Origin of the sequence: Pseudomonas sp. SIMBA_041, from assembly GCF_046535095.1 — a bacterium.
In the GTDB taxonomy this organism is placed as follows: domain Bacteria; phylum Pseudomonadota; class Gammaproteobacteria; order Pseudomonadales; family Pseudomonadaceae; genus Aquipseudomonas; species Aquipseudomonas mucoides.
The window spans coordinates 201,665-225,355 of the sequence record NZ_JAWRXJ010000006.1 but is presented as its reverse complement, the minus strand read 5'-3'; the positions used below and the strand labels follow the sequence as shown (position 1 = coordinate 225,355).

Here is a 23,691-nt window from a genome sequence, read left to right as displayed (position 1 = left end):
TGTGGTTTATGCAAAGCAAGAAAAAGTCGTTGGAAATAGAAACGCTCAGAGGTCTGGCGTGCTTGCTGCTGGTGCTCTATCACGTGATAGGGCCGCTGGGCGGTGGACTGAAAATTGACCTGGGATCACCTTTCCGAATCCTGGCGGACTCAATGGTGTACGTCAGGATGCCGTTGTTCACCTTTATATCGGGCTATATCTATTCCATTTACAAAATCAGAGGCAATGACTTCTCTGCTTACTGTCTGGGCAAGGTCAGAAGGTTGATCGTGCCGTTGTTCTTTGTCGGTGTTCCATTTTCGGTGCTGCAGGCTGTGGCGCCGGGGGTGAACAAGGACGTCGGGTTGATGGACGCCTTGTTGTCGTTTTACCTGCCGGTTAACCATTTCTGGTTTTTGCAGGCGGTTTTTATCATCTTCATGTTTGTCGGATTTCTTCAGTGGCGCGGTCTGCTACAGACGCCGACTCGCCTGTACCTGTTGTTTTTGTTTTCCGCAGCCGTGTTCCTGATGCCGCTTTTTCCGGTCGATGCGTTTGGCATCAACGGTGCTATTTATCTGCTGCCGTTCTTTGTGACGGGGATGATTTGTCACGAGAATGTCGACGCGTTAAAGCGATCGCTGAAAGTGATCGGGCCCGTGGTGTTCGTCTTGATATCGGTCGCGTTGCTCTACATTGCTGCCGTGGATCGCGAACTCATCGTCGATCGCCGGAGCCTGGTCGGATTGCTCGTTGGCTGTATGTCCTGCGTCGCGCTACTGTCGACCGACATGCGCTCGAAAGTGCTGATCTGGCTCGGCGGTTACTCCTACGCGATATTCCTCTTTCACGTACTGTTTGCCGCCAGTTCACGGTTCGCGTTGGGTCGCTTGGGCGTCACGGATGAAAGTGTCCTGGTCTTCGGCGGTGTGTTGTGCGGATTGTTGGGGCCGGTGGTGCTGTCGAATGTGTTCAGCCGTTTCACCCTCACTTCCGTTCTGTTTCTGGGCGAGCGGACGAGCCGCAAAAAGACCCCGGCGTCAGGGCTGAAGGTGTCTCACTCCTGATTGCCGAATAGAAGGATGAGGCCAATGGTTTATATCGATGATGTACGTCCCGTTTCGACGCCGGTTATCGAGGTAAGAAGTTCAAGCGAACGTATTTCCGGCCTGAGCATGGGCAACTCGGGAGAAGTGCTGGACATCTCAGTGATTGGCGACAGCTACAGCGCCGGGCAGGATTTTTATCTGAATGAACTCACTCAGCGCCTGGCGAAAGACTTCAGTTTTGCCGGGCCTGGTTATGTCGGGTTTAACCACGGCGCTGCGCTCGGCGGTACGAACTTCAAGTACACCCGAAGCAACAAGCAGTACTTCGGTGGTGACTGGGATGTTTCCAGTCTTGGGCAAGCGAGTCCGGACAGTCGTACGGTTACCGGTCAGGCGGGTGCTTACATTGAGATCGACGCTAAGCAGACGGCCGTGATCAATACATCCATTGGCCAAGCCAAGCTGCTCTACCTGGGCAACGGTAAAACCAGTGAGATGAGGTACCGGTGGGCACCTTCCGACACGTGGCAGTCGTTGACGATGTCGGGTTCCGGCGTTCAGGAAGTGCAATTAAGTGTCCCCACTCGAGACGATTGGGCGTTAAGGCTCGAAGTGGTGAAGGGCGCTCCGACATTGTTTGGCCTTTGGATGGCCAATGACCGTGGCGGTGTCCGGGTCTCAAAACTTGCTGCTTCGGGCGCCGCTTCCGCTGACTTTTATAACAGCGACAGCCAATGGCAGGCCCAGTGGAAGGGCGTCGTTTCAAAGATACCGGCAGACATCTACCTGATTATGTTGGGCGGTAATGACCAGGGGTTTGGCGTTAAGCCCAAGGATTATCTGGAGAACATGAAAGGCTTGGTGCGGATGGTTCGCGAGGTTCATCCAGCGGCGAGCGTCAATGTGATCCTGCGCGAGGACACAACACGTTCCAGTGCGTATCCGATGTCGGACTATGCCCAGGTGCTTGAACCGTGGGCGCGTTCGCAGAACATTGCCTATTGGAGTTTGCAGTGTACGTTCGGACCCGACTTCAAACGCTACGCCAGTGACGGACCGACCCCCATGATCGGCCCTGACAAGATTCACCCCATCCCGGATTCGGGAGGTCGGCTTATTGCCGATTATGTCTATCGACTGCTTGTCGGCAAGTCACCGTGTGGTGCCGCTGCGAAGTAACCCTTCACCGCTCAAAGTGTTCCAGCTGACTCAGCAGCTCTGCAGTTTTCAGAGGCATGAGTTCGGGATCACACCGCGTTTCAACATTGATGACGATCGCCGGGTCGCTATAGCGGATGCGAACCCGGAATCGCCAATCGTTGAAAATCACTTTAAGCCCGTCGCGTTCATCGACATCCAGAGCCTGGTCGGCATACAGACTTTTCAGGTGAGCCAAGAGGGAGAGCGGGTCCCTGATCGGGCGATGAATATCGCCCGAAGAGGGGAATACTCCGATCCGCTCAACCAGCAGGGTTGTGCCCAGCCAGGCGGCCGTGTCGAAGGATAACGACGGCGCTTTTGACAGCCAGGCCATCATCCCGAAGTTGCTCGCTTTCAGTTCAGTGTCTACCGAGCGTTTTGCAGTGGTCATAGTGGCCTGCCTGGATGAAAGAGTGTGACGAGGGCTCCGCAAGGTGAGCGGTGATTGGGCTGGGTCGTTTGGTTAAAGGCCCTTGAGATACAGCTGCTCATAGCAAAAGTTGGTGGCATCGATATAGCCTTCTGCACCACCACAATCGAAGCGCAGGCCTTCGAACTTATAGGCCAGCACGCAGCCATTTTGTGCCTGCTTCATAAGCGCATCGGTGATCTGGATTTCGCCGCCCTTGCCGGGTTGGGTGTCGGCGATCAGATCAAAAATATCCGGGGTCAGAATGTACCGGCCAATGATTGCCAGATTGGACGGTGCGTCCTCAGGCGCTGGCTTTTCAACCATGCTGTTGACGCGGTAGATCCCTTCGGATATCAGCTCGCCGGCGATCACCCCGTACTTGTGAGTCTGATCCCGCGGGACTTCTTGAATGGCGACGATCGAGCAGCGGAATTTTTTGTAGAGCTTGATCATCTGCGCCAGTACGCCGTCACCTTGCAGGTTCAGGCACAAGTCGTCCGCCAGTACCACGGCAAAGGGTTCGTCACCGATCAAAGGACGGCCGCTGAGAATCGCGTGCCCCAGGCCTTTCATTTCGACCTGGCGGGTGTAGGCGAACGTGCAGGTTTCTATCAGCTCACGCGTGCCGGCCAGAAACTTTTCTTTCTCGGTGCCGCGAATCTGATGTTCCAGCTCATAGCTGATGTCGAAATGGTCTTCCAGTGCGCGTTTGCCCCGACCGGTCACGATGGCCATGTGCTGCAAACCGGCGTCCCGTGCCTCTTCAACGGCATATTGGATTAAAGGCTTGTTGACGATCGGCAGCATTTCCTTCGGCATTGCTTTTGTTGCAGGCAAGAAGCGTGTGCCATAGCCGGCGGCGGGGAACAAGCATTTACGAATCATAGATATATCCTGGAAAGACATTGTTCACAGTCACACAAAAGACGGTGGCCGTGAGTTTGGATGTTTTACGGTGGTTGTACTTTAATACCTGAGACATGGTTTGATGGCAATTAATGGCATGCGCAGAATGGGGTGAATGTTATTAGTTGTCGGGCCTGTCAGTGTTTGGTTAGTTTTCGTCGGTGTCTATTAATAGTATCGGTTCTTGTGAAGTGCTAATAAGTCATTGGCGTCAATTATTGCGTGCAACAAAAGTTTTAAACGTGGCGCGCAGTTGAATACTTCAATACCCCACTATGGACCGCTCTATGAAGATTCTGGTAACGGGTGGAACCGGTTATATCGGTTCTCACACCACACTTGCGCTGCTTGAAGCGGGCTTCGAAGTGGTTGTGCTGGACAACTTGAGCAATAGCTCTGATGCAGCGCTGCATGCCGTTGAAGCCATCTGCGGAAAGTCCGCATTGATGATTCACGGGGACGTGTGCGACAGAGCCTTGCTTGACCGGATTTTCCAGGCGCACTCCATTGATGCGGTCCTGCATTTCGCCGGCCTCAAAGCCGTAGGCGAGAGTGTGCGCAAGCCGCTGGAGTATTACGAGTCCAACGTGTGCGGGAGCATTACGCTCTGTCAGGCCATGGCCGCTGCCGGGGTATTCCGGTTGGTGTTCAGTTCCTCGGCCACGGTGTACGGCGCGCCTGAGCAGATGCCGATTCGTGAAGACTTTCCGACGGGCACGCCCACCAATCCCTACGGGCAATCCAAGCTGATCATCGAAAACGTACTGCATGACCTGTGTGCAGCGGAGCCCCGCTGGAGTATTGCACTGTTGCGGTATTTCAATCCGATCGGCGCTCACGCCAGTGGGCAGATGGGCGAAGACCCCAACGGGATTCCCAATAATCTGGTGCCTTACATCAGTCAGGTTGCTGTCGGCAGCCTGCAGGAGTTGTCGATATTTGGTGACGATTACCCCACCGTCGATGGCACCGGCGTGCGCGACTACATCCACGTCGTGGACTTGGCGGACGGGCATCTCAAGGCGTTGCAGACGATCTCGACGCGCACCGGGATCAATATCTGGAACCTTGGCACCGGCGACGGTTACAGCGTTCTGCAAGTACTGCGGGCATTCGAGCAGGCTTCGGGCCGGGCGGTGCCTTATCGAGTGATGCCACGACGTTCGGGCGACATTGCCGAGTGTTGGGCTGACCCCTCCAAAGCGGCAAAGGAACTGGGTTGGAAGGCCACTCGAAATTTGCAGGAGATGATGGCCGATACCTGGCGTTGGCAATCGAATCATCCTCGTGGATATGCCGATCAAGGCTGACGGGCGGGCCTATAGCGTCCTGCTTTTCTGCTGAACTGTTATATAAGGACGCGATGTTAATTATGGTCGGGAAAATTGACTGGCAACCCATCCGGCAAGTCCGTAGATATAAAGAACTCGCAGGAAGGAGTTTGATATGAAAAAGATAATGGTAATCGCCCTGTTGTCCATGATGAGCAGTTGGGCACTCGCAGTCGAAGAAGAAGCCCTCACGCTGGATACCCAAGTTGTCGGTGATGTGACGGCGGGACAAGCAGTATTGGCCGGCACCGCGCTGGTTGCCGGTGCCGTGGCAGCGTCCAACAGCGGTGGAAGTTCCAATGGCGGGACCACCGGCACCACGGGTACTACCGGGACGACCGGCACCCATAACTAACAAATTTCGCACGTGTAATACAAGATTGCCCGGCTAACACTGGGCGATCTTGTTTTGGGTTTGCCCTTGAATAGCGTAGTGCCATTATGATTCGTAGTGTTCCTTTTTTAATGCTGGCAAGTATTGCTTTGCAAGGTTGTATGTTTTCGCCGGGGCAACATCTGAGCACCAGTGATATCACGCGCGAAGGTGCCAGCGAAAGCAGTCGGGTCGAGCTGATTCCGATCACCCCCAAGCTCATCGCCATGGACAGGGCAACACAGGTCCATGAGTCACTCCCTCCGGAGTTGTTGACCACACCCGCCGAATATCGCATTGGTAATAACGATGTCTTGTACATCACGGTATGGGATCACCCCGAGCTGACAGCACCTTCCGGCGCGCAGCAGCAGATCGATGCAAACGGCCGTCTGGTTCGTTCCGATGGCACGCTCTACTACCCCTACATCAAAGAAGTCCAGGCCGCCGGCAAGACCATCCAGCAACTGCGATCCGATATCGCCGAGAAGTTGTCGACCTTCATTTCGGACCCGCAAGTGGATGTCGCGGTGTTGCGCTTTGCCAGTCAGAAAGTGGTGGTGTCGGGCGCTGTGTTGAAAGCCGGTCCGCAAGCCATTTCCACCAATCCGCTCAACGTTGTTGAAGCCTTGGGTTCCGCCGGCATTGACCCGCTTAATGCTGACTTGTCCGGGTTGCTGTTGACGCGAAACGGGCGGGTATATCCGCTGAATCTGGATGCACTCAATCAACAGAATGCCGAGTTGCAAAAGGTCTACCTCAGAGGCGGCGATCAGTTGTACCTGCCGTACAACGACAGCAAGAAGATTTACGTCATGGGCGAGGTCAATCAGCCACGCGCGTTGACCTTCAAGACCCGCACCATGAATCTTTCTGACGTTATTGGCTCGGTAGGCGGGTTGAACCAGACCACCTCTAACGGCAACGCCGTGTACGTCATCCGGGGCGTAGAAAACCTCGATGTAGAACCCGCCAAAATCTACCAGCTGCAAGCCGAGTCGCCTTCCGCCATGGCGCTCGCCACCCACTTCGATGTTCGCCCCCAGGACATTGTTTATGTGGGCCCTGCCAACGTCACCCGCTGGAACCGCTTCATCAGTCAATTGGTGCCATCGGCCTCGATTCTGGGCATGGGCGCTGCCGCACAAAACAACTTAAGCGAAGCTAACTCCCGATAAGGTCTGGTCCAACTGTGAGAACGTTGAAAGTTAGCGTCTGCTTGATGGCGGCCTTGCTGTTGTGTGGATGTAACCCGCTGATGAAGGCCACGCTGGCGAACTTCAAAGCCGTGGCCGGCGGGCCCGACGACCTGGAATTGACCCCGGCGCAAATAGCCGAAGTTCGCTACCCCCAACTCAAGCTGACCACCCCTTCCGGTGTAGGGGTGTTGGCGATGGTGCGTGAACGAGGTGACTTGCAGTACTGGGTCGCATCCGGCAAGCAGGTGCTGTTACTGCGCGATGGCCTGGCCGTTCGCAGTGTCGGACTGGGCTTCGACGGGGATCTGGACGGGACCCGTTTTGAAGCGGTCTCGCCGTTCAAACAAGGGCTGCATTCGCTGCCCGATGGCTACACCAGCCAGCGCTGGATCGATCTCTATCACGGCTATGAAGTGGGGGTTGCCGTGAGCAGTCGCTTCACGCGACACCCCATGGAAACCATCAGGATTCTGGACAAGGAGTACGCCGTGATGCGTGTCGATGAGCGTATTGATGCACCGGCTATCGGCCTGCACGCAACCAATCATTATTGGGTCAATCCGCAGAACGGTTTCATCCTGCAGAGCGAGCAGCAACTGACTGCACAGCTCAGGGTCACGATCGTTCAGCTGACCTCTGAACGCAGGACTGTCCGTTGAAGTTTCCCAAGGTTTTATGGACGTGCCTGTGGTTGATCTCCGGCGGCGTGAGCGCGGCGGTGTCCGTCAGTGGCGACGTGCGCAATCCGGGGCCCGTTGAGCTGCAACCCGGTGCTCGCGTGCTGGATGTGATGCGCGTCGCGCAACCCAATCCTGAAGGCTACTGGCTGGCGGCGGCCTGGCTGCGACGGCCCTTGCTCGAAGAGCAGACTCGGCTTAAAGCCGGCGTCTTGTTCGATCTGAAAGTGCTGCAGCGTACCGCGTTGCTCCTGGATCTACCCAGTCGAGCGGCGCTGGCGTTGCGGTTGTACGAGCAAGTCAGCCATTTGCCCGTCACGGGGCGCCAGGTGGCCGTGCTGGACCCGATCTCGGTCGAGGTCGGGTTCGCGCTCAATTTTCGCGTGGCTGACGGCGACAGCCTGATCTACCCGATGCGTTCCGATGTCGTTGAAGTGTTGGGCGCTGTCGCCGCACCGTGCCGGGTTGCGTATCGCGCCATGCAGGAAGCGCGGGATTACCTGCAAGGGTGTTCGCCGCTGGCCGATGCTGAAGCCGATTACCTGTGGATCATTCAGCCCGATGGCATCACCCGTCGGGTCGGCATTGCGCCGTGGAATCGCGAGAGCGGGCAGGTGCCTGCGGCTGGCAGCAAAATCCTGGTCCCTGTCAAAAACGATGATCTTAGTCCGCCTATACCTGAACTGAATCAGCAGTTGGCCGAATTTCTTGCCACGCAACTGGCTGGGGTGGTTCCTTGAATTTACGTTTTGCTGCAGTACTGTTGTTGCCTTGTGGTCTGGCTCATGCAGAGCCGCGATTTACCCAGAGTGATTTTGGCGGCGTGGGCTTGATGCAGACGCCGACGGCCCGAATGGCGCCGGCCGGCGAGCTGAGCGTGAATGCCAGCCGCACCAGCCCCTATAGCCGCTACAGCGTGTCCTTGCAGCCCTTTGAGTGGCTGGAAGGCTCGTTTCGCTATACCGCAATCACCAACCGCAAATATGGCCCCGAGTCCCTGAGTGGCGACCAGAGCTATAAAGACAAGGCCGTGGACCTAAAGCTGCGCCTGTGGCAAGAAAGCCACTGGGCGCCCGAGTTGGCCGTAGGGTTTCGCGACATCGGGGGTACCGGTCTGTTCTCCAGTGAGTTCGTGGTCGCCAACAAGCGCTATGACGACTTCGATTTCAGCGCGGGTGTTGCCTGGGGCTACCTGGGCAATCGCGGCGATTTCGATAACCCGTTGGGGTGGGTCGATGATCGTTTCAAAACCCGGCCAGCCAGTGAAGGCACCGGCGACGTCAATACCAATGCCTACTTCCGTGGGCGTCCTTCGTTGTTCGGCGGCGTGACCTACCAGACGCCTTGGGAGCCGCTCAGCCTGAAACTGGAATACGAAGGCAACGACTATAAGAACGAGCCGAAGGACAACCAGATCAAGCAGGACTCGCCGGTGAACATCGGCGCGGTGTTCAAGCTGACCGATTTGGTTGATCTCAGCGCTGGCTGGGAGCGCGGCAATACCGCCATGTTCGGCATCACCCTGCACACCAACTTCGTCAGCCGCAAGGCACCCACCAAGACCTACGATCCACCTGCGGAGCGTCTGCCGGCCCATGCACCGGTCACCGCGCCGGATCAGGTCAACTGGGCCAACGTCGCCCAACGACTGCAGCAAAATGCAGGTTACAACGTTGAGCGCATTGCCCAGCGCGGCTCAGAGTTATTGGTGTACGGCGAACAGTCGAATTATTTCTATTCGGCAAAAGCTGTCGGCCGCGCCAGCCGGATTCTGGACAACAGCGTTAATGACGATATCGACTGGTTTACCTTGGTAAACAAGCGCTACGACATGCCGCTGGACGAAACCAGTGTGCCTCGCGAGACCTTTCGCGAAGTGGTCAACAATGAAGAACCACTGCAAAGCCTGCACCGTACGACCGAGGTCAACGCGCCGGTGCCGCACCGGGAGACCACGCTCTATACCGGCACGCTCCAACCCTTCAACTACGGGCTTGGGCTGGGTTACAAACAGAACGTCGGTGGCCCTGACGGTTTGCTCTATCAATTGACTGCCGATGCGGACGCCGAGTACCGCTTCACACGCAATACCTGGTGGAGCGGCCTGCTCAGTGCCAATCTGGTGAACAACTACGACAACTTCACCTACGACGCGCCGAGTGGCCTGCCCCGGGTGCGGACGGACCTGCGCAAGTACCTGACGACCTCGGATGTGACGATGCCGATGTTCCAGCTCAGTCATGCTGAGCAACTGGATAAAGACCTGTATGGCATGGTCTACGGTGGCTACCTGGAATCGATGTTTGCCGGCGTTGGCGGTGAGGTGCTGTTCCGTCCGATGGGGCAGGGCTGGTCTGTCGGCGCGGACCTGAACTACGTACGTCAGCGCGAGTTTGACCAAGGCTTTGGCCTGAGGGACTACTCGACCGTTACCGGCCACATCACGGGTTATACCGACCTGCCTTTCGAATCCCAGGCGGCCGTCAGCGTCGGTCGTTATCTGGCGCGGGATTGGGGCGCCACACTCGACTTGTCTCGGCAGTTCAACAATGGCGTGAAATTCGGGGCCTGGGCCACGTTGACCACTGCAACCAGCGCGGAATATGGTGAAGGCAGTTTCGACAAAGGCATTTACATCTCCATTCCATTCGATGAAATGATGAGTATGTCGACAATGCGTCGCGCCAATATCGTCTGGTCACCACTGACCCGCGACGGTGGTGCAAGGCTCAATCGCAGCTACTCGCTGCATGCCATGACCGAGAGCCGTGACAGCGATTTGTTCTATCGCAACTTCGGCAAGATCACCGAGTGAAAGGCGGGCGATCTACAGCGCAACTGACGTTGTAGATCGCACCGTATCCACTGCAAGACATGGCGCCGTATTCTCTGCGCTATCCCACGCTTGAATCAGCACTGCAACCTGATCGACGCCCATGAAAAAGGGGACTTGCGTCCCCTTGTGGTGTTGCTTGTGTCTGTCTACCAAGCCATCAATAAATGTCTTTGGACAGCAAGGTGAAAGGCGTCTTCACCAGGATCTTCAGGTCCAGCCACAACGACCAGTTGTTGATGTACTTAAGGTCGATCTCCACCCGTTTCTGCATCTTGTCCAGGGTGTCCGTTTCACCGCGGCAACCGTTGATTTGAGCCAGCCCGGTAATCCCCGGTTTGATTCGGTGACGGGCCATGTAGGCGAGGATTTTCCCGGAGTAGTAGTTGTTGTGTGCAACGGCGTGCGGACGTGGCCCGACCAATGCCATGTGGCCTTGCAGCACATTGATCAGCTGCGGCAATTCATCGAGCGAAGTACGGCGGATAAAACGTCCAACCGGGGTAATCCGCGAATCGTTACGACTGGCCTGCTTGACCTCGTGATCATCGTGTACGCGCATCGAGCGAAACTTCCAGACCTGGATCACCTTGCCGTTCCAGCCGTGACGGTCCTGCTTGAAGAACACCGGGCCTGGCGAATTGAGTTTCACCGCCAAGGCAATGAGCAACAACAGGGGGCTTAGAAGGACAATGGCCAACAACGCCACGCTCTTTTCCAGCAGGCTTTTACTCAGTGCGGCGGTGGGCTGGCTGGTCAACGGGCTTTCATTCAGGTAGATCGCCGGCAAGCCGTCCACGACTCTTACTGAGTGATTGAGCAGCGTCAGACTATTCAAGTCCGGCACCCAGACCACGTCTACGTTGGCACCCAGCAAATCGATATACATGGCCTCGATTTTCGCCGCTTCGCTCAGGGGCAGCGTAATGTACAACCGTCGGATGTCATGGGCTTCGATCAACTCCAGCAGCTGTTCCTGGGGGCCCACGATACGCGGTGAGCCCGGCGCCGGCGGAAGCGTGGTGTCCGTGCTGACCAGGCCCACCAGCGGGAAGTGCTCCAGGCTGCGCAGTTTGCGGGCCAATCCCAATGCCAATTCGCCAGTCCCCACGATCAGGGTCTTATGCTCGCTTTGAAGCGACCGCTGATAGTATTGCGAGAATCCGTGTAACGGGACGTACAACAGCGCTTGCCCGAGGTAACCGCAGGCGGCCCAGACCAGGATAAGTTGACGAGAAAACAGTTCGTCAGCCTTACAGATAAACGCGACACAGGCTAACGCGGCCAATGTCATTGACCAACCCATGAACAAACGTCCCAAGCCCGTCAGATAGTTATCTTTCTTTGCATAGACGCCGCACCATGTATAGGCGGGAACCGAAGCAAGTACAGTCAGAATTGCACAGACTCGATAATAGAACTCTAGCGTTCCGGTGTGGTAATAAACCAATGAAAACAACAGGGCAACTACAAAGCCCTGACCCAGTGCCCATTGTCCCCAGAAGGTCAATCCTTTGAGGTGGGTATTTCGATTGATACGAAGATTGTTAACCATGCGATATCCCCAAAATACGTCCATTCGCGCGTCGACAGACAACAGCCAAAGTTGATGAAGCAAACGTTATTATTTTTATAAGATGGCAAAGCATTAGTGAGCGAATTGCCACTATGCGGTGCGCTCGCCAGTGAATAGATTAATTTATTGGGGAGAGGGCTGTCTGACGACTTCTAACGGCTGATAAGTTCTGCGGGTTGTTGATCTTGAACGGCGGGGTGTTAGAAATAGTCGATAAATGTAAGTTGGGGTGGCATGGCATGTTTGGAGGGGGATTTCAGCTGCGAGGGGGGGAGTATAAGATAGTGTGCTTTCTTATTTTTGTAATGCACTACCCGCAGGGTCGTTGCGTTTTTTCAGGTGAGGCTTTTCCCTCGTATGATTTTTTGTGTCAGGCAATAACCTCGGTTCCTGACCGCTCGGAACAGGCGTTCGCCGTTACTGGCGTTTTTAAACTTTTCCTGTAGTCGACTAAGGCACATCTCGAGACCTCGATAATGTTCCGGCTCCCTGCCGATGCTCCGAATAAGATCATCTTTGCTCACGACGCGATCATCATGGTTGAGCATTTTTTTGACCAGCGCGGCCTCGAGGCCAGTCAAGACAATCTCGATATCATCTCTGATCAGAGCTCCGTTGCCGTTGCTCAGTCGCCAGGCTTCTGCATGGGAATTGAGTGGCTTGGCCGCCGTGTACATGGCGTCCGAGGCTTCATCTGTACGAGCGTTGCTGTTATTGAATCGCGTGTCGGGCTGGACTGTTCGCCACTCGGATTCGAATGACGAAAGCATACGCTGTGTATCACGTTTGATAACAGGCGGGACAATACTGTCCAGGTGAGGGGAAAAAAACTCCATGAGCTTAGGGGGGGAAGAAGGTGGGGCAACACCTTCGACAAACATTTTTGCCTGTGAGGTGCCAAATGAGTTGTATCGCTTGTTCGACAGCAATGCTTCCAGCTCAAGTTGTAATGCCGAGCTGTGAGTAACGACGACAAAATATTTTCTGGGGAGGGTTGTGCTGCTTTCCATGTCTTCTCTCCTGAAGTGCACTTTCGGTTTTAATTCAAAAGGATGTCGGCAGGGGAGTAATGGCTCCCTTGGAAGTAATCAAAGGGCAACGCGCGTGCCAGTACATGACTGGCAGACTGCTCGACTCTGTCGGCTATGAAGACGACTTTGGTGGTGTGAGTCAGCATGGTCATGCGTTCATGAAGTCGATTGAATAACTCAGGGTTGCCAGTTTGTTTAAGGTTCAAGTCTAGGGTTGGAAGGGGGATTTTTATATAGTCGAATAGATTCAGGGTGGTAAAGAGTTCGATACTTTCGTCGTGGATATCATAGCCGTCAAAAGCAATCTCTATCCCATGATCTTTCAGCAGATAAATGTTGTTGAGGATTTTCTTTTTGTCGGTGAAACTCACCGCCGAAAGAGGCAACTCATTGAGAGCGACAGCCAGTGTCTGGCCAAAGTTACTCAGCGCATCGTTGCACTGGATCAACTCTTCGGTGAGTGCAGGACTGGCGAGATCTGATTGCCCTACGCAAACGAATCGCCGGCTCAGGTATTTATTTTCGCTGGAAACATTGCGGTCTTTCAGCGAAAAGGCAATCAGCCGGGTCTGCATCAGTACTTCACTGTAGATGCCACTCATCTGCTTCATGGGTGGTGCACTGCAGGCACGTGCGGGCGGAACCTGACTGTCGTCAAATTGTATTCTGATCTCGCTGCCAAATGGGCAGTCATCGCGAGTGAGGATCAATTGTCGAGATAAATAATGACTCGCACGATAGATGTGAGACGCGCTCCCCGTTGCGTTCATACTGCAATTACTCCCTTGATACTAATCATCAGGCGGTCGAGATCAGACCCCTGATTAAACGATAACCATGGCCACGAATACTTTGAATAGCATTTGTGCCATATAGGCCTTTTATCTTTCCACGAAGGCGGCTGATGGATTTTTCCAAGGCCCTTGGGTCATAAAAATTAATATTAAGCCCCATGATTCTGGCGATTTCATCGTGGCTCAATATTTGATTTTTTGTGCCGGAAAATGCTTCTAGTATCTTCATTTCCGGAAACGATACATCCAGTCTTTTACAGTCTCCAATTAGGCACATGCGAGTGGGGTCCAGAAGCAGATTGTGTTGCTTCTGCCATTCCGCGCTATTAAAAAACTCGGAAAGCACGTCCGAGTTTTCGTCTGCCAAAGTACCAAACTTAATACAATAGTCGGCCCCGGCAAGATAATATTTCATCTTGTTGTAGGTGCCTCTACCGGTGATCGCTACAAAAATAAGGAGTGCATGGTTGTCAGCACGCATATTTTCAACGAGGGCAAGGCTCTCAACAAACGCTTGAGGGCTGTCAATGACAATGAAGACAGCCCGGTATGAATGAACGTCTTGATTTTTTCTGAAAGAGTTGCTGTAGCACGTTGTATCAACAGGTATATCATTCGGGACGTGGCTTGCTAATAGAGTCTTAAAGTCCTCCACTAACGTTTGGGTCCGCCCAATGGTGAGAATACCGATCACCTCCTTCGCGTGACTGTGGCTGGTAGTCGTTATTTTCCCTGTAAGCATCATGCTTTGACTCGGCTGGGTGCTGACGTTCGAATGTTAAAGCACTGATTCTCATCTGTGACTGACAATTGGTAACATTTCATGGGGTTTTCTCGCAGGCATCACATTTTTTTAACATTGCTGGTGAATTTGTTAGAAATCATTGCACTTCTGTGTAGTTGATGGTTGCAGGCAAAAGAGTGTCATTGTGCCATCTTTCGGCTTGTTCTCCCGCCTTTCCAGCGCAGTACCCTGTGCTTCTGGTTAACCCGGCCGCTGCGTGACTTTATGAGGGGAGTGTTATGAATGATCAGCTGGCAGGTTGGATTGAGCTTTTCTTTGGTGCTGAACTAACTGCTATTGATCCTTGTATAACATCAGGGTTGTCAGGTGTAGTGCTGGACAATAATTAACAAGGTGTTCTCATGCGCGGCTGAATGCGTTTTACTCTCTGTTTAACGATGCATTAAAAGCACGTCAGCGGACGTGTTTTTTTTGATGGGGAGGATTGATGGATTTTTGGACTACTGTATCGGTATTGATTTTAGGCGTGGTCGAAGGGCTGACAGAGTTTTTGCCTATATCAAGTACAGGGCATCAAATTATTGTCGCGGACTTGCTCGATTTCGGTGGTCAGCGAGCAATGGCCTTCAATATCATCATTCAACTGGGTGCAATCCTGGCGGTGGTCTGGGAGTTTCGTCGCAAGATCCTCGAAATCATCACGGGCTTGCCAACTCAACGTAATGCACAACGTTTTACCTTGAACTTGCTGATCGGTTTTATGCCGGCCGTGGTCTTGGGCGTATTGTTCGCCGACAAGATCCATGAGTATCTGTTTAATCCCATCACCGTGGCAGTGGCGTTGGTAGTGGGCGGCTTTATCATGTTGTGGGCAGAGCGGCGGGAACATGTGGTGTATGTCGATCATGTTGACGACATGCGCTGGACCGACGCTCTAAAGGTCGGCTTCGCACAGTGCCTGGCAATGATTCCGGGCACCTCACGCTCTGGATCGACCATTATCGGTGGGTTGCTTTTTGGCCTGTCGCGCAAGGCCGCCACCGAGTTTTCGTTCTTCTTGGCCATGCCGACCATGGTCGGTGCCGCGGTCTACTCAGGCTACAAGTATCGAGACCTGTTCCAGGCCGCCGACCTGCCAGTGTTTGCCCTGGGTTTTGTCACCGCGTTCTTGTTCGCCATGATCGCTGTGCGCGGCTTGCTCAAGTTCATCGCCAACCACAGTTACGCGGTATTCGCCTGGTACCGGATCGCATTCGGTTTATTGATCCTGGCAACCTGGGCATTTGGCTGGGTTAACTGGACTGAGGCGGCAGCGCTCTGATACACCAACCAGGCTGCGAGAAATGCAGCCTGGTTTTTCGCTAACCGTTAGCGCCCCTCAAGTAACTCCGCCGCCTGATCCAGCAACGCCAACGGCTCTTTAGCCTTGTGAATATCTACCGACAACAACTGCCGAAACTTGCGCGCTCCCGGAAACCCGGTGCCCAGGCCCAGCACATGCCGGGTGATATGGTGCATCGAGCCACCCGCATCGAGGTGTGCGGCAATGTAAGGCCGCAACTGCGCCAGCGCCTCGGCACGGCTGATCACCGGTGCCGTACTGCCGAACAGTTGCTGATCCACCTCAGCCATCACATAAGGATTGTGGTACGCCTCGCGCCCCAACATCACGCCGTCGAACGTCTGCAAATGTTCGTGACAGGCCTCCAGCGTCTTGATCCCGCCGTTGAGAATAATCTCCAACTCCGGAAAGTCCGTCTTCAACTGCGCTGCCACGTCATAACGCAGGGGCGGAATGTCGCGGTTCTCCTTGGGCGACAACCCCTCCAGAATTGCAATCCGCGCATGCACCGTAAAACTCGTGCACCCGGCGTCCCGAACCGTGCCGACGAAATCACACAGCTCCTCGTAACTGTCCCGCCCATTGATCCCGATGCGGTGCTTCACCGTCACCGGAATCGACACCGCATCGCGCATCGCCTTCACACAATCCGCCACCAACTGCGGATGCCCCATCAGGCACGCGCCGATCATGTTGTTCTGCACCCGATCACTTGGGCAGCCGACGTTGAGATTCACCTCGTCGTAGCCGTGTTCCTGGGCCATGCGGGCGCAGGCGGCGAGGTCCAGCGGGACACTGCCACCGAGCTGCAGGGCGAGCGGGTGTTCGGCTTCGTTGTGACGCAGGAAACGCTCGTGATCGCCGTTGAGCAGCGCGCCGGTCGTGACCATTTCGGTGTAGAGGAGGGCGTTTTTCGACAATAGGCGTAGGAAAAAACGGCAGTGTCTATCAGTCCAATCCATCATCGGGGCGACGGAGAAGCGGCGGGAGAGCGGGGCGGGTGCGGCAGTGATTGGGGGCATTGGGGGTCTGGAATCGGTGGGGCGAAAGACCGGAGTTTATCAGGAATGGGCTGGTTGGGTTGAGGCGAGTCCTGCGAGATAGCCCTCCGGACGCCGGGAATGGTATTGAGCGAGACATTCATCAGGCGGACTGATGGCATCTGGCTATAAATTGCAAAGCTGTTTAAGGAGCGTATTAGTCAGATTCCCAGAGGTCAGGCCGACCTGTTCAAAGTTGAGAGGCCTGTAGAGGCTTGCTGATTTTTGAACTGAAAGGGAGGCGACGCATTAAACAGCTCCGCCCCTTTCTCGTACATTCTCGTCAAGGGCCCAACTCAAAAAAACCAACTGCGATTATCTTCCAGTGCCTGGCGACAAAGCTTGAGCTGCGAATTATAACTTTGTGATTGTTGTTCCACTTTGCGCGCTACCTGTATGAGCCAAGGCTTGCTGAGGTGGGTGCCGTTACGATAGCCGCCACGCCCCTCGTGGTACGCCAGATATTGGTTGTAAGCGTCCCATTTCGAGATCCCGAGTTGGCGCTGGGTGCCGGTTGTGTACCAGCCTATGAACATGATCGCGTCATCAAAGTTGTCACGCGAGCCGCCATTGCCAGTGCCGTTTTTGTACTCACCCCACACCGGGTCTTGCGCTTGCGCATAGCCGTAGGCGGAACTGACTCGACCCCAAGGGATGACCCACAACAGGTAGTCGCGAGGTGGCAAGGCATCGGAAATAAAACTGCTTTCTTGCTTCATGATGGCCATCGCCACATGTTGAGGCGTGCCCCACTTCTCCTGCATCTTCAGCGAGTCTTCATACCAGTCAGGGTATTCACGATAGATGTTGCAGAGGTTGTTCTGGTCTTTGGGGGGTGGCGTTGCGCAACCCGTCAAGGTCAGCAGCATCAATACAGGTAGCCATGTTCGCCATTGCTTCATTCATCGTGTCTCGGAAAAGAGTAAGGGCGACGTCAGCCCATCTATATTGCTCGTGGCTCGCGTGGAGCAAAGCACCGCTAGCAACGTCTGATGACATTTGGCTGGATGGGGTCACCCGTTAAGCGATTGGCTTTGTAACGTTCTGCGACCATTGAACTGACCAAAACTGCGATTCCTGAACCAACGCTGTCGCCCCGCAAAGTTTCATAATCCCTACCGACATTGCAGCCTAGGATGACAACTCACGCTCGTATCACCGCGCCCTCCATCCCACAGGGAACTGAAAAATGATCTCGAATCTCTTCAAAGTTGTGCTAGTCGGTGGTGCAGTGCTGTTGAGCGCCTGTTCGGGTGCAAGTACCCATAGCGAATATTCGGAAGCCACGCTGCCGTCTGCCGGTTTTGGCCCGGGGCCGACCAACAACCCCAGCAAGATGAATGTGCATGGCAGTGCGCTTGGTAACAGTTTCGGCGAGTACAGTTCGGGGTTGTTGCACGACGATTAACTAACGGCGGAAGTGTTTCCGCCGTTTTGTGTTTTGCCTGATAGGGCGTGTAGGTAGGCGAGGGCGACTGCTGCGCAGTCGGACGCAGGCTTCGCCAGCTGCTACAGGGGGGAGTTGGCGGGTTATTTAGTCTCGGGCGTTGCTATCCACTGACTCAGGACTTTTTGGTAACTGCCCGTCACCTTGGCCAGGTGCAGCCACTGATCGACATACAACTTCCAGGTGATGTCGTCGCGCGGTAGCAGGTAAGCCTTTTCCCCATACTGCATAAACTTGCTCGGGTTCACTGCGCACAAACCGGGTTTGAGTTTCTGCTGGTACAGCGCTTCCGACGCATCGGTAATCATCACGTCAGCCTTCTTGTCCAGCAGTTCCTGGAAGATGCTCACGTTGTCGTGAAGGCTCAATTGCGCCTTGGGCAGGAAGGCGTGAACAAACGCTTCGTTCGTACCACCAGCCGGTTCAACCAGGCGCACTGAAGGCTGGTTGATTTGCTCGATGGTTTGGTACAGCGCCTGATCGTCGCAACGCACTAGCGGGATCTTGCCGTCGACGTCCAGCGTGGTGCTGAAGAAGGCTTTTTTCTGCCGTTCCAGTGTCACCGAGATACCGCCCATGCCGATGTCGCACTTACCCGCCAGCATGTCCGGCATCAGGGTTTTCCAGGTAGTGGGTACCCATTCAACTTTGACACCGAGGCTGTCCGCCAGTGAGCGGGCCATGGCGATGTCGATGCCTGAGTATTCGCCGTCCTCGGCTTTGGAGGTATAGGGTTTGTAGTCACCCGTGGTGCATACGCGAAGTTGGCCTTGCTGGATGATGCTGTCCAGATGCGAAGGTTCTGCCTGAACGCCAAACGATAGAGCGAACAAACCACCGAGCATCATTGTGCTTTTTATGTTCTTCATTGTTCTCGGACTTTTTTGATGGATTCTCATCAGCCCAGCGATAACGCAGAGCCGTCCCCGAACGCATCATAAACACTAAATGCTGTTCTGGGGTTTGAGTGCCAGTTCTGGACTCAACGTCCCCAACCACGCCACCAAACCTACAATCAATACCGCCGCTGCCAATTCCACCCACACGCTGCGCCGCAATGCATTGGCGGCGACCTGATATTGACCGTCTCGTAGCGACCGCTCCAAAAATGGCCCGAGGTGAAAGCGATTCAACGCCGCGAGCACCAGCATCCCGGCGAACAGTGCCACTTTGATGAACAGCAAAATCCCGTAGGTGCTGAGCAATACGTCATCCAGTGTCGGGCCCACGATAAACAGATAATTCACAACGCCCGTCACCGTAATGACCACGACGATCAGCGCACCTGCCGTTTCAAACCGCGAAACCGCACGGGCCAATATTTTGATGCGCTCGTCAGTTTGCAACGCATTGATCTTCGCCATCAACGCAAACGCCACCAGCGCACCCAGCCAGGCACCAGCGCCCCACAAATGCAGAATGTCGCTGGTGAAATGCCAGTGGCGCCGACTGCCTTCATCCATCGCCCCATGTCCGCTCCACGCGAGAGAGGCGAGGGCGACACCGCCGCCAATCGAGGCGATCAACAAACTCATGCCGGGCGCGCGGAGGTTGAGCGTCACGGCCAAACCACAGACAACCAGCGCGACGATGCGCACGATCCAGGCCCATCCGACATCCGTTTCAAACACCATCATCTCGATGTGCGGACGCAGTTCAGCGAGGTCTGACTCTCCGCTCATGGCGCTCGCCATCGCCACCATGCTGACGATGGACAGCAACAGCCCCAGCCCTGCCGTCCCCGTCAACAACGACCAAAACGGCAGCACCACCCCTGACAAACGCTCCCGTCCCTGAAGGCTGTAAATCCCAAACAGCGCCAGCCCGAACAGCAGCATCAAGTCCAGGTACAACGCAAACCGCAGCGCAATGCTGACCGAGTCGCTCATCGATCACTTCACTTTGAACGTGACATTGCCGGTAATCGGGTGGGTGTCCGATGACACTGCGCGCCAATCCACTTTGTAGGTGCCGGCGGGCAGTGGCGAGAGTGGTGTGATGACCATGGTTTTCGGGTCGCTGCCCCCGCTGACTTTGGCCTTCATCGGCATGGGCGAGTGGGCCATGCCGGGCATTTCGGTCATCACCAGTTTTGCGCCAGAGAACTGGGTCATGAGGTTTTCCGAGAAGTGCAGTTCGATGGTGTTCGGTGACGCGCCCTCCGCACCCTCAGTCGGGACGGAGGAGAGCAGTTTCGGGTGCGCTTGAGCGAGTGTGCTCATCAGCAATCCGACGGCGATAGCGGTGATGTTGATGGTGCGCATGCAAGACCTCATTAAAGTGTTGTTTTGGGTGAAGAGGTTTAAAACCACAGCCGAACCCCGAGGACCAGACGTGCTTCACTGCGATCCTCACCTTCGTCGCTGGCGTAGTCGGTGGTTTTGCCGTAGGTGCGGTTCCAGGTCACGCCAACGTATGGCGCGACCTCCCGGCGGATTTCATAGCGCAGGCGCAGGCCGGCTTCGGTGTTGGACAGGCCTGAGCCGATCCCCCGTTGCGGGTCGTTTTTGCCGTAGACGTTCAGTTCGGCGGTCGGCTGCAGGATGAGCCGGTTGGTCAGCAGAATGTCGTAGTCGCCTTCCAGTCGGGCGGCGGTTTGCCCGGCTTCGCCGATGAATGCGGTGGCTTTGGCTTCGAAGTTATACAGCGCCATGCCTTGCACGCCGAAGGCCGCCCAGGTTTGTGGGGCGCCGGGTTTGAAGTCCTGGCGCACGCCGCTGACCACGTCCCACCAAGGGGAAATCGCATGGCCCCACAAGGCCTGGACTTCGGCGTCCTCGGTCTTGCCATTGCTGCGCTCGCCTTCGGAGCGCAGCCACAGGCGATCGATGTCGCCGCCGACCCAGCCGGACAGATCCCAGGCGAGCGCGCTGCCGTCATCAGCGTCCTGCCATTCGAGTTTGTCGGCGAGAAAGTAATAATTGAGCGCAGAGTCATGCACCTTGTGCCCGCCGGGGCTGGCGAATACGGCAGCGCGATCGGCATCGGTCAGTGCCGCGATCGGCGTGCGACTTTCGGTCGGTGCGGCGGGCTGCATCTGGAATTCGTCCATGCTTTGCATCTGGCCGGGGTCCATGCCGGTCATCTGGCTGTGGTCCATGCCCTGCATGTCGTGGGTGGCGGCCATGGCCGAAGAGAGTGTCAGGCTCACCGTTATGAATGCCAAGGAAATCGGGGTAAGTCGGGTCATGGAGTAGCGCCTCATTCTTCCACGCGAACTTCACGGAACATGCCCATTTCCATGTGGTACAGGAGATGGCAGTGATAGGCCCAGCGGCCGAGCGCATCGGCCGTCACCCGGTAGCTGCGTCGAGAGCCGGGTGGCATGTCGATCGTGTGTTTGCGCACCATGAACTGGCCGTTTTCGTCTTCGAGGTCGCTCCACATACCGTGCAGATGGATGGGGTGAGTCATCATCGTGTCGTTGACCAGCGCCACGCGGACCCGCTCGCCATACTTGAGGCGCAGCGGTTCGGCGTCGGAAAATTTCACGCCGTTGAACGACCACGCGAACTTCTCCATGTGGCCGGTCAGGTGCAGTTCGAGGGTACGACCGGGCTCTCGGCCATCGGGGTCTTCGAAGGTACTGCGCAGGTCGGAATAGGTGAGCACCCGGCGCCCATTGTTGCGCAGGCCCAAGCCCGGATCGTCGAGTTTTGGCGAGGTGGTCATGGCCTGCATGTCCACCAGCGAGTTGTCTTTTTCCGTGTCCGGATGAGATTGCATGCCCGGCATGGCCATGCCGCCGTGATCCATGCCCGCCATATCGCCCATGCTGCCGTGGTCCATCCCGCCCATGCCCATGTCATCCATGGTTACACGCGGGCGAGGGTCCAGCGCAGGGATCGGCGCGGATAAACCCGCCTTCGAAGTCAGCGTGCCACGGGCGTAGCCGGTGCGATCCATTGATTGGGCGAAGAGGGTGTAGGCCTCTTGCGTCGGCTCGACAATCACATCAAACGTCTCCGCCACAGCGATCCGAAACTCGTCGACGCTCACCGGTTTGACGTGCAGTCCATCCGCCGCGACCACGGTCATTTTCAGGCCGGGAATGCGCACGTCGAAATACGTCATGGCCGAGCCGTTGATGAAGCGCAGGCGCAGCTTCTCGCCGGGCCGGAATACGCCGGTCCAGTTCCTGTCCGGCGCCTGGCCATTCATCAAAAAGGTGTAAGTGGCGCCACTGACGTCGGCGAGATCGGTGGGGTTCATCTTCATCTCGGCCCACATCTTTCGATCCGCGACCGTCTCGCCCCAACCTTTTTCGCCGACGTCGTGGATGAAGTCACCCACGGTGAGTTTGTTGTAGTTGTAGTAATCGGACTGTTTTTTCAGCGTCTTCATCAGGCCGGCCGCGTCTTCGTCGGACCAGTCGGTCAGCATCACCACGTAATCGCGGTCGTACTGGAAAGGCTCCGGTTCTTTGGCGTCGATCACCAGCGGGCCGTAAACACCGGACTGTTCCTGAAGGCCCGAATGGCTGTGGTACCAGTAAGTACCGTTTTGCCGGACCTTGAATTGATAGACGTACATTCCACCGGGCTCGATCCCGTGGAAGCTCAATCCCGGCACGCCGTCCATGTTCGCCGGCAGCAAAATGCCGTGCCAATGGATGGAGGTGTCGTCCTTGAGCTGGTTCCTCACCCGCAGTGTGACGGTGTCACCTTCACGCCAGCGCAGCAGGGGGCCGGGGATGCCGCCGTTGATGGTCATGGCGGTGCGTGGGCTGCCGGTGATATTAACCGGGGTTTCGCCGATCAACAGGTCGAAATCGTTGCCCGCCAGGACCTGAGGTTCACCGGGGCTGGAGACGGCCCAGACTGGCGCACGCCATAAGCCTAGGCCGCCGAGCAAGCCGCCGGCGGCCAGGCCCTTCACGAAAGTGCGTCTTGAGGTGTTGGAATGCATGCCGTTGTTCCCGGACCGTCAACGTGGAGTTGACGGCGAGACTAACGAGGGCTGCCTTTCAGAAGACTGAGGAGGGGATTACAGTTTTGACAGGTTCACGCGGTGTTTACTTGCGGAGGGTGGATTTTGACGCCGACGCGACCGTGCCACTGCCGCAGTTGATATACGAAGAGGTTTTCAACCAGCGCTGATCCGGATAGTAAGAGAACAACAGCTGCCCATCTTTCATCGAATCAATCAGCCGATGCGCAATCGCCGGCCTGACTGCCGGGCAGCCGAGGCTTCGGCCAATCCGGCCATTGACCCGGGCCAGCATTGGATTCACATAGGGCGCGCCGTGAATCACGATCGCCCGGTCAAAGGCGTTGTCGTTGAAACCGGGTTCCAGGCCTTCCATGCGCAACGAGTAACCGTTTTGCCCGACATAACTTGACTGTGTCCGGTACAAGCCGAGACTGGTGGCGAAGCTTTCGTTTTGATTGGAGAAGTTGACGGCCATGTTCTCGCCGCTGTTTCGACCGTGGGCCACCAGTTCATGGAACAGCAGCTTGCGTTTTTTAAGGTCAAACACCCATAACCGTTGTTCGGTGGAGGGCAGGGAATAGTCGATGATCGCAAGCCTTTGGACAGGGGCTGCGCCTTGAGCGATGCTGCATTGTGAAGCGCGGACGGCCAGGTTAATGACTTTTGCGTCGGCACCCGGCGCTGCTTTGACGAGGGCGGCGGCCAGCGAATCGGCGTAGGCTGATGGTACGGACATTGCAGTCAGTAGCAGGGCCGCCAATGGAAGGCCAAAACGTAGTAGCGCCATATAGATGTCTCATCATGTTAAGTTCGAGTCTAGCAGTG

Annotated in this window: 24 protein-coding genes; 10 read left to right on the top strand and 14 right to left on the bottom strand. The window is 55.8% G+C overall.

The genetic code is table 11. The annotated features are described in order from the left end of the window. The first annotated feature begins 8 nt into the window (after positions 1 to 8). Together SB725_RS16580 and SB725_RS16575 are read left to right on the top strand one after the other, a co-directional pair. Positions 9 to 1,046: an acyltransferase family protein gene (locus SB725_RS16580; RefSeq protein ID WP_027921652.1), complete on the top strand. Its 1,038-nt coding sequence runs from the start codon at positions 9 to 11 to the stop codon at positions 1,044 to 1,046. Between the two features lie 24 nt (positions 1,047 to 1,070). After that, positions 1,071 to 2,207 carry an SGNH/GDSL hydrolase family protein gene (locus SB725_RS16575; protein ID WP_194939780.1) on the top strand — a complete coding sequence of 379 codons (1,137 nt, stop codon included), beginning with the start codon at positions 1,071 to 1,073 and terminating at the stop codon, positions 2,205 to 2,207. A 4-nt stretch (positions 2,208 to 2,211) separates the two neighbouring features. Here the strand turns inward: SB725_RS16575 and SB725_RS16570 are convergent, their stop codons facing one another. Together SB725_RS16570 and galU are read right to left on the bottom strand one after the other, a co-directional pair. Then, complete coding sequence (locus SB725_RS16570) at positions 2,212 to 2,619, bottom strand: hypothetical protein (protein WP_059181289.1); 408 nt, start codon at positions 2,617 to 2,619, stop codon at positions 2,212 to 2,214. Between the two features lie 72 nt (positions 2,620 to 2,691). Continuing rightward, positions 2,692 to 3,525, bottom strand: coding sequence for a UTP--glucose-1-phosphate uridylyltransferase GalU (galU, locus tag SB725_RS16565; protein WP_027921649.1), 834 nt, complete (start codon positions 3,523 to 3,525; stop codon positions 2,692 to 2,694). A gap of 308 nt (positions 3,526 to 3,833) precedes the next feature. On the opposite strand from galU, the gene galE reads away from it, so the two are divergent. The 6 genes from galE to SB725_RS16535 all read left to right on the top strand — a co-directional run bounded on the left by galE (position 3,834) and on the right by SB725_RS16535 (position 9,941). Further along, positions 3,834 to 4,856 (top strand): UDP-glucose 4-epimerase GalE, encoded by a 1,023-nt coding sequence (gene galE / locus SB725_RS16560; RefSeq protein WP_027921648.1) that lies wholly within the window; start codon positions 3,834 to 3,836, stop codon positions 4,854 to 4,856. A gap of 136 nt (positions 4,857 to 4,992) precedes the next feature. Further along, on the top strand, positions 4,993 to 5,232 hold the full coding sequence (locus SB725_RS16555; RefSeq protein WP_027921647.1) for a hypothetical protein: 240 nt from the start codon (positions 4,993 to 4,995) through the stop codon (positions 5,230 to 5,232). Positions 5,233 to 5,372: 140 nt separating this feature from the next. Further along, a complete protein-coding gene (locus SB725_RS16550) occupies positions 5,373 to 6,428 on the top strand; it encodes a polysaccharide biosynthesis/export family protein (RefSeq protein WP_050590133.1) in 1,056 nt (351 codons plus the stop codon). Between the two features lie 14 nt (positions 6,429 to 6,442). Beyond that, positions 6,443 to 7,108, top strand: coding sequence for a YjbF family lipoprotein (locus tag SB725_RS16545; protein ID WP_027921645.1), 666 nt, complete (start codon positions 6,443 to 6,445; stop codon positions 7,106 to 7,108). Continuing rightward, positions 7,105 to 7,866 carry a capsule biosynthesis GfcC family protein gene (locus tag SB725_RS16540; protein WP_027921644.1) on the top strand — a complete coding sequence of 254 codons (762 nt, stop codon included), beginning with the start codon at positions 7,105 to 7,107 and terminating at the stop codon, positions 7,864 to 7,866. Before SB725_RS16545 ends, SB725_RS16540 begins: the two co-directional genes overlap by 4 nt. After that, positions 7,863 to 9,941, top strand: coding sequence for a YjbH domain-containing protein (locus SB725_RS16535; protein ID WP_410922266.1), 2,079 nt, complete (start codon positions 7,863 to 7,865; stop codon positions 9,939 to 9,941). The genes SB725_RS16540 and SB725_RS16535 overlap by 4 nt, the downstream gene beginning before the upstream one ends. Before the next feature lie 178 nt (positions 9,942 to 10,119). On the opposite strand, the gene SB725_RS16530 is transcribed toward SB725_RS16535, so the two are convergent. The 4 genes from SB725_RS16530 to SB725_RS16515 all read right to left on the bottom strand — a co-directional run bounded on the left by SB725_RS16530 (position 10,120) and on the right by SB725_RS16515 (position 14,105). After that, a complete protein-coding gene (locus SB725_RS16530) occupies positions 10,120 to 11,514 on the bottom strand; it encodes an undecaprenyl-phosphate glucose phosphotransferase (protein WP_027921642.1) in 1,395 nt (464 codons plus the stop codon). Positions 11,515 to 11,870: 356 nt separating this feature from the next. Next, positions 11,871 to 12,545: a transcriptional regulator gene (locus SB725_RS16525; RefSeq protein WP_027921641.1), complete on the bottom strand. Its 675-nt coding sequence runs from the start codon at positions 12,543 to 12,545 to the stop codon at positions 11,871 to 11,873. Between the two features lie 29 nt (positions 12,546 to 12,574). Then, a complete protein-coding gene (locus SB725_RS16520; protein WP_027921640.1) occupies positions 12,575 to 13,336 on the bottom strand; it encodes an EAL domain-containing protein in 762 nt (253 codons plus the stop codon). A 28-nt stretch (positions 13,337 to 13,364) separates the two neighbouring features. Then, positions 13,365 to 14,105, bottom strand: coding sequence for a winged helix-turn-helix domain-containing protein (locus SB725_RS16515; protein ID WP_059181285.1), 741 nt, complete (start codon positions 14,103 to 14,105; stop codon positions 13,365 to 13,367). A 487-nt stretch (positions 14,106 to 14,592) separates the two neighbouring features. Between SB725_RS16515 and SB725_RS16510 the strand changes: the two genes are divergently transcribed. Next, complete coding sequence (locus tag SB725_RS16510; protein ID WP_059181284.1) at positions 14,593 to 15,426, top strand: undecaprenyl-diphosphate phosphatase; 834 nt, start codon at positions 14,593 to 14,595, stop codon at positions 15,424 to 15,426. A gap of 47 nt (positions 15,427 to 15,473) precedes the next feature. Here SB725_RS16510 and dusA read toward each other — a convergent pair whose 3' ends face one another. Beyond that, complete coding sequence (gene dusA / locus SB725_RS16505; RefSeq protein WP_081743876.1) at positions 15,474 to 16,469, bottom strand: tRNA dihydrouridine(20/20a) synthase DusA; 996 nt, start codon at positions 16,467 to 16,469, stop codon at positions 15,474 to 15,476. A 314-nt stretch (positions 16,470 to 16,783) separates the two neighbouring features. Continuing rightward, positions 16,784 to 17,389, bottom strand: a complete 606-nt coding sequence (locus tag SB725_RS16500) for a hypothetical protein (RefSeq protein ID WP_027921636.1) — start codon at positions 17,387 to 17,389, stop codon at positions 16,784 to 16,786. A 287-nt stretch (positions 17,390 to 17,676) separates the two neighbouring features. Between SB725_RS16500 and SB725_RS16495 the strand changes: the two genes are divergently transcribed. After that, on the top strand, positions 17,677 to 17,895 hold the full coding sequence (locus SB725_RS16495) for a hypothetical protein (RefSeq protein WP_027921635.1): 219 nt from the start codon (positions 17,677 to 17,679) through the stop codon (positions 17,893 to 17,895). Positions 17,896 to 18,017: 122 nt separating this feature from the next. On the opposite strand, the gene SB725_RS16490 is transcribed toward SB725_RS16495, so the two are convergent. The 6 genes from SB725_RS16490 to SB725_RS16465 all read right to left on the bottom strand — a co-directional run bounded on the left by SB725_RS16490 (position 18,018) and on the right by SB725_RS16465 (position 23,653). Beyond that, positions 18,018 to 18,803 carry a transporter substrate-binding domain-containing protein gene (locus tag SB725_RS16490; RefSeq protein WP_027921634.1) on the bottom strand — a complete coding sequence of 262 codons (786 nt, stop codon included), beginning with the start codon at positions 18,801 to 18,803 and terminating at the stop codon, positions 18,018 to 18,020. A gap of 75 nt (positions 18,804 to 18,878) precedes the next feature. Beyond that, complete coding sequence (copD, locus tag SB725_RS16485) at positions 18,879 to 19,823, bottom strand: copper homeostasis membrane protein CopD (protein WP_027921633.1); 945 nt, start codon at positions 19,821 to 19,823, stop codon at positions 18,879 to 18,881. A gap of 3 nt (positions 19,824 to 19,826) precedes the next feature. Continuing rightward, complete coding sequence (gene copC / locus SB725_RS16480; protein WP_027921632.1) at positions 19,827 to 20,198, bottom strand: copper homeostasis periplasmic binding protein CopC; 372 nt, start codon at positions 20,196 to 20,198, stop codon at positions 19,827 to 19,829. 38 nt (positions 20,199 to 20,236) lie between these two features. Continuing rightward, positions 20,237 to 21,124 carry a copper resistance protein B gene (locus tag SB725_RS16475; protein WP_027921631.1) on the bottom strand — a complete coding sequence of 296 codons (888 nt, stop codon included), beginning with the start codon at positions 21,122 to 21,124 and terminating at the stop codon, positions 20,237 to 20,239. An 11-nt stretch (positions 21,125 to 21,135) separates the two neighbouring features. After that, positions 21,136 to 22,842, bottom strand: coding sequence for a copper resistance system multicopper oxidase (locus SB725_RS16470; RefSeq protein WP_410922263.1), 1,707 nt, complete (start codon positions 22,840 to 22,842; stop codon positions 21,136 to 21,138). Positions 22,843 to 22,948: 106 nt separating this feature from the next. Further along, positions 22,949 to 23,653: a murein L,D-transpeptidase catalytic domain family protein gene (locus SB725_RS16465; RefSeq protein ID WP_027921629.1), complete on the bottom strand. Its 705-nt coding sequence runs from the start codon at positions 23,651 to 23,653 to the stop codon at positions 22,949 to 22,951. Positions 23,654 to 23,691 lie beyond the last annotated feature (38 nt).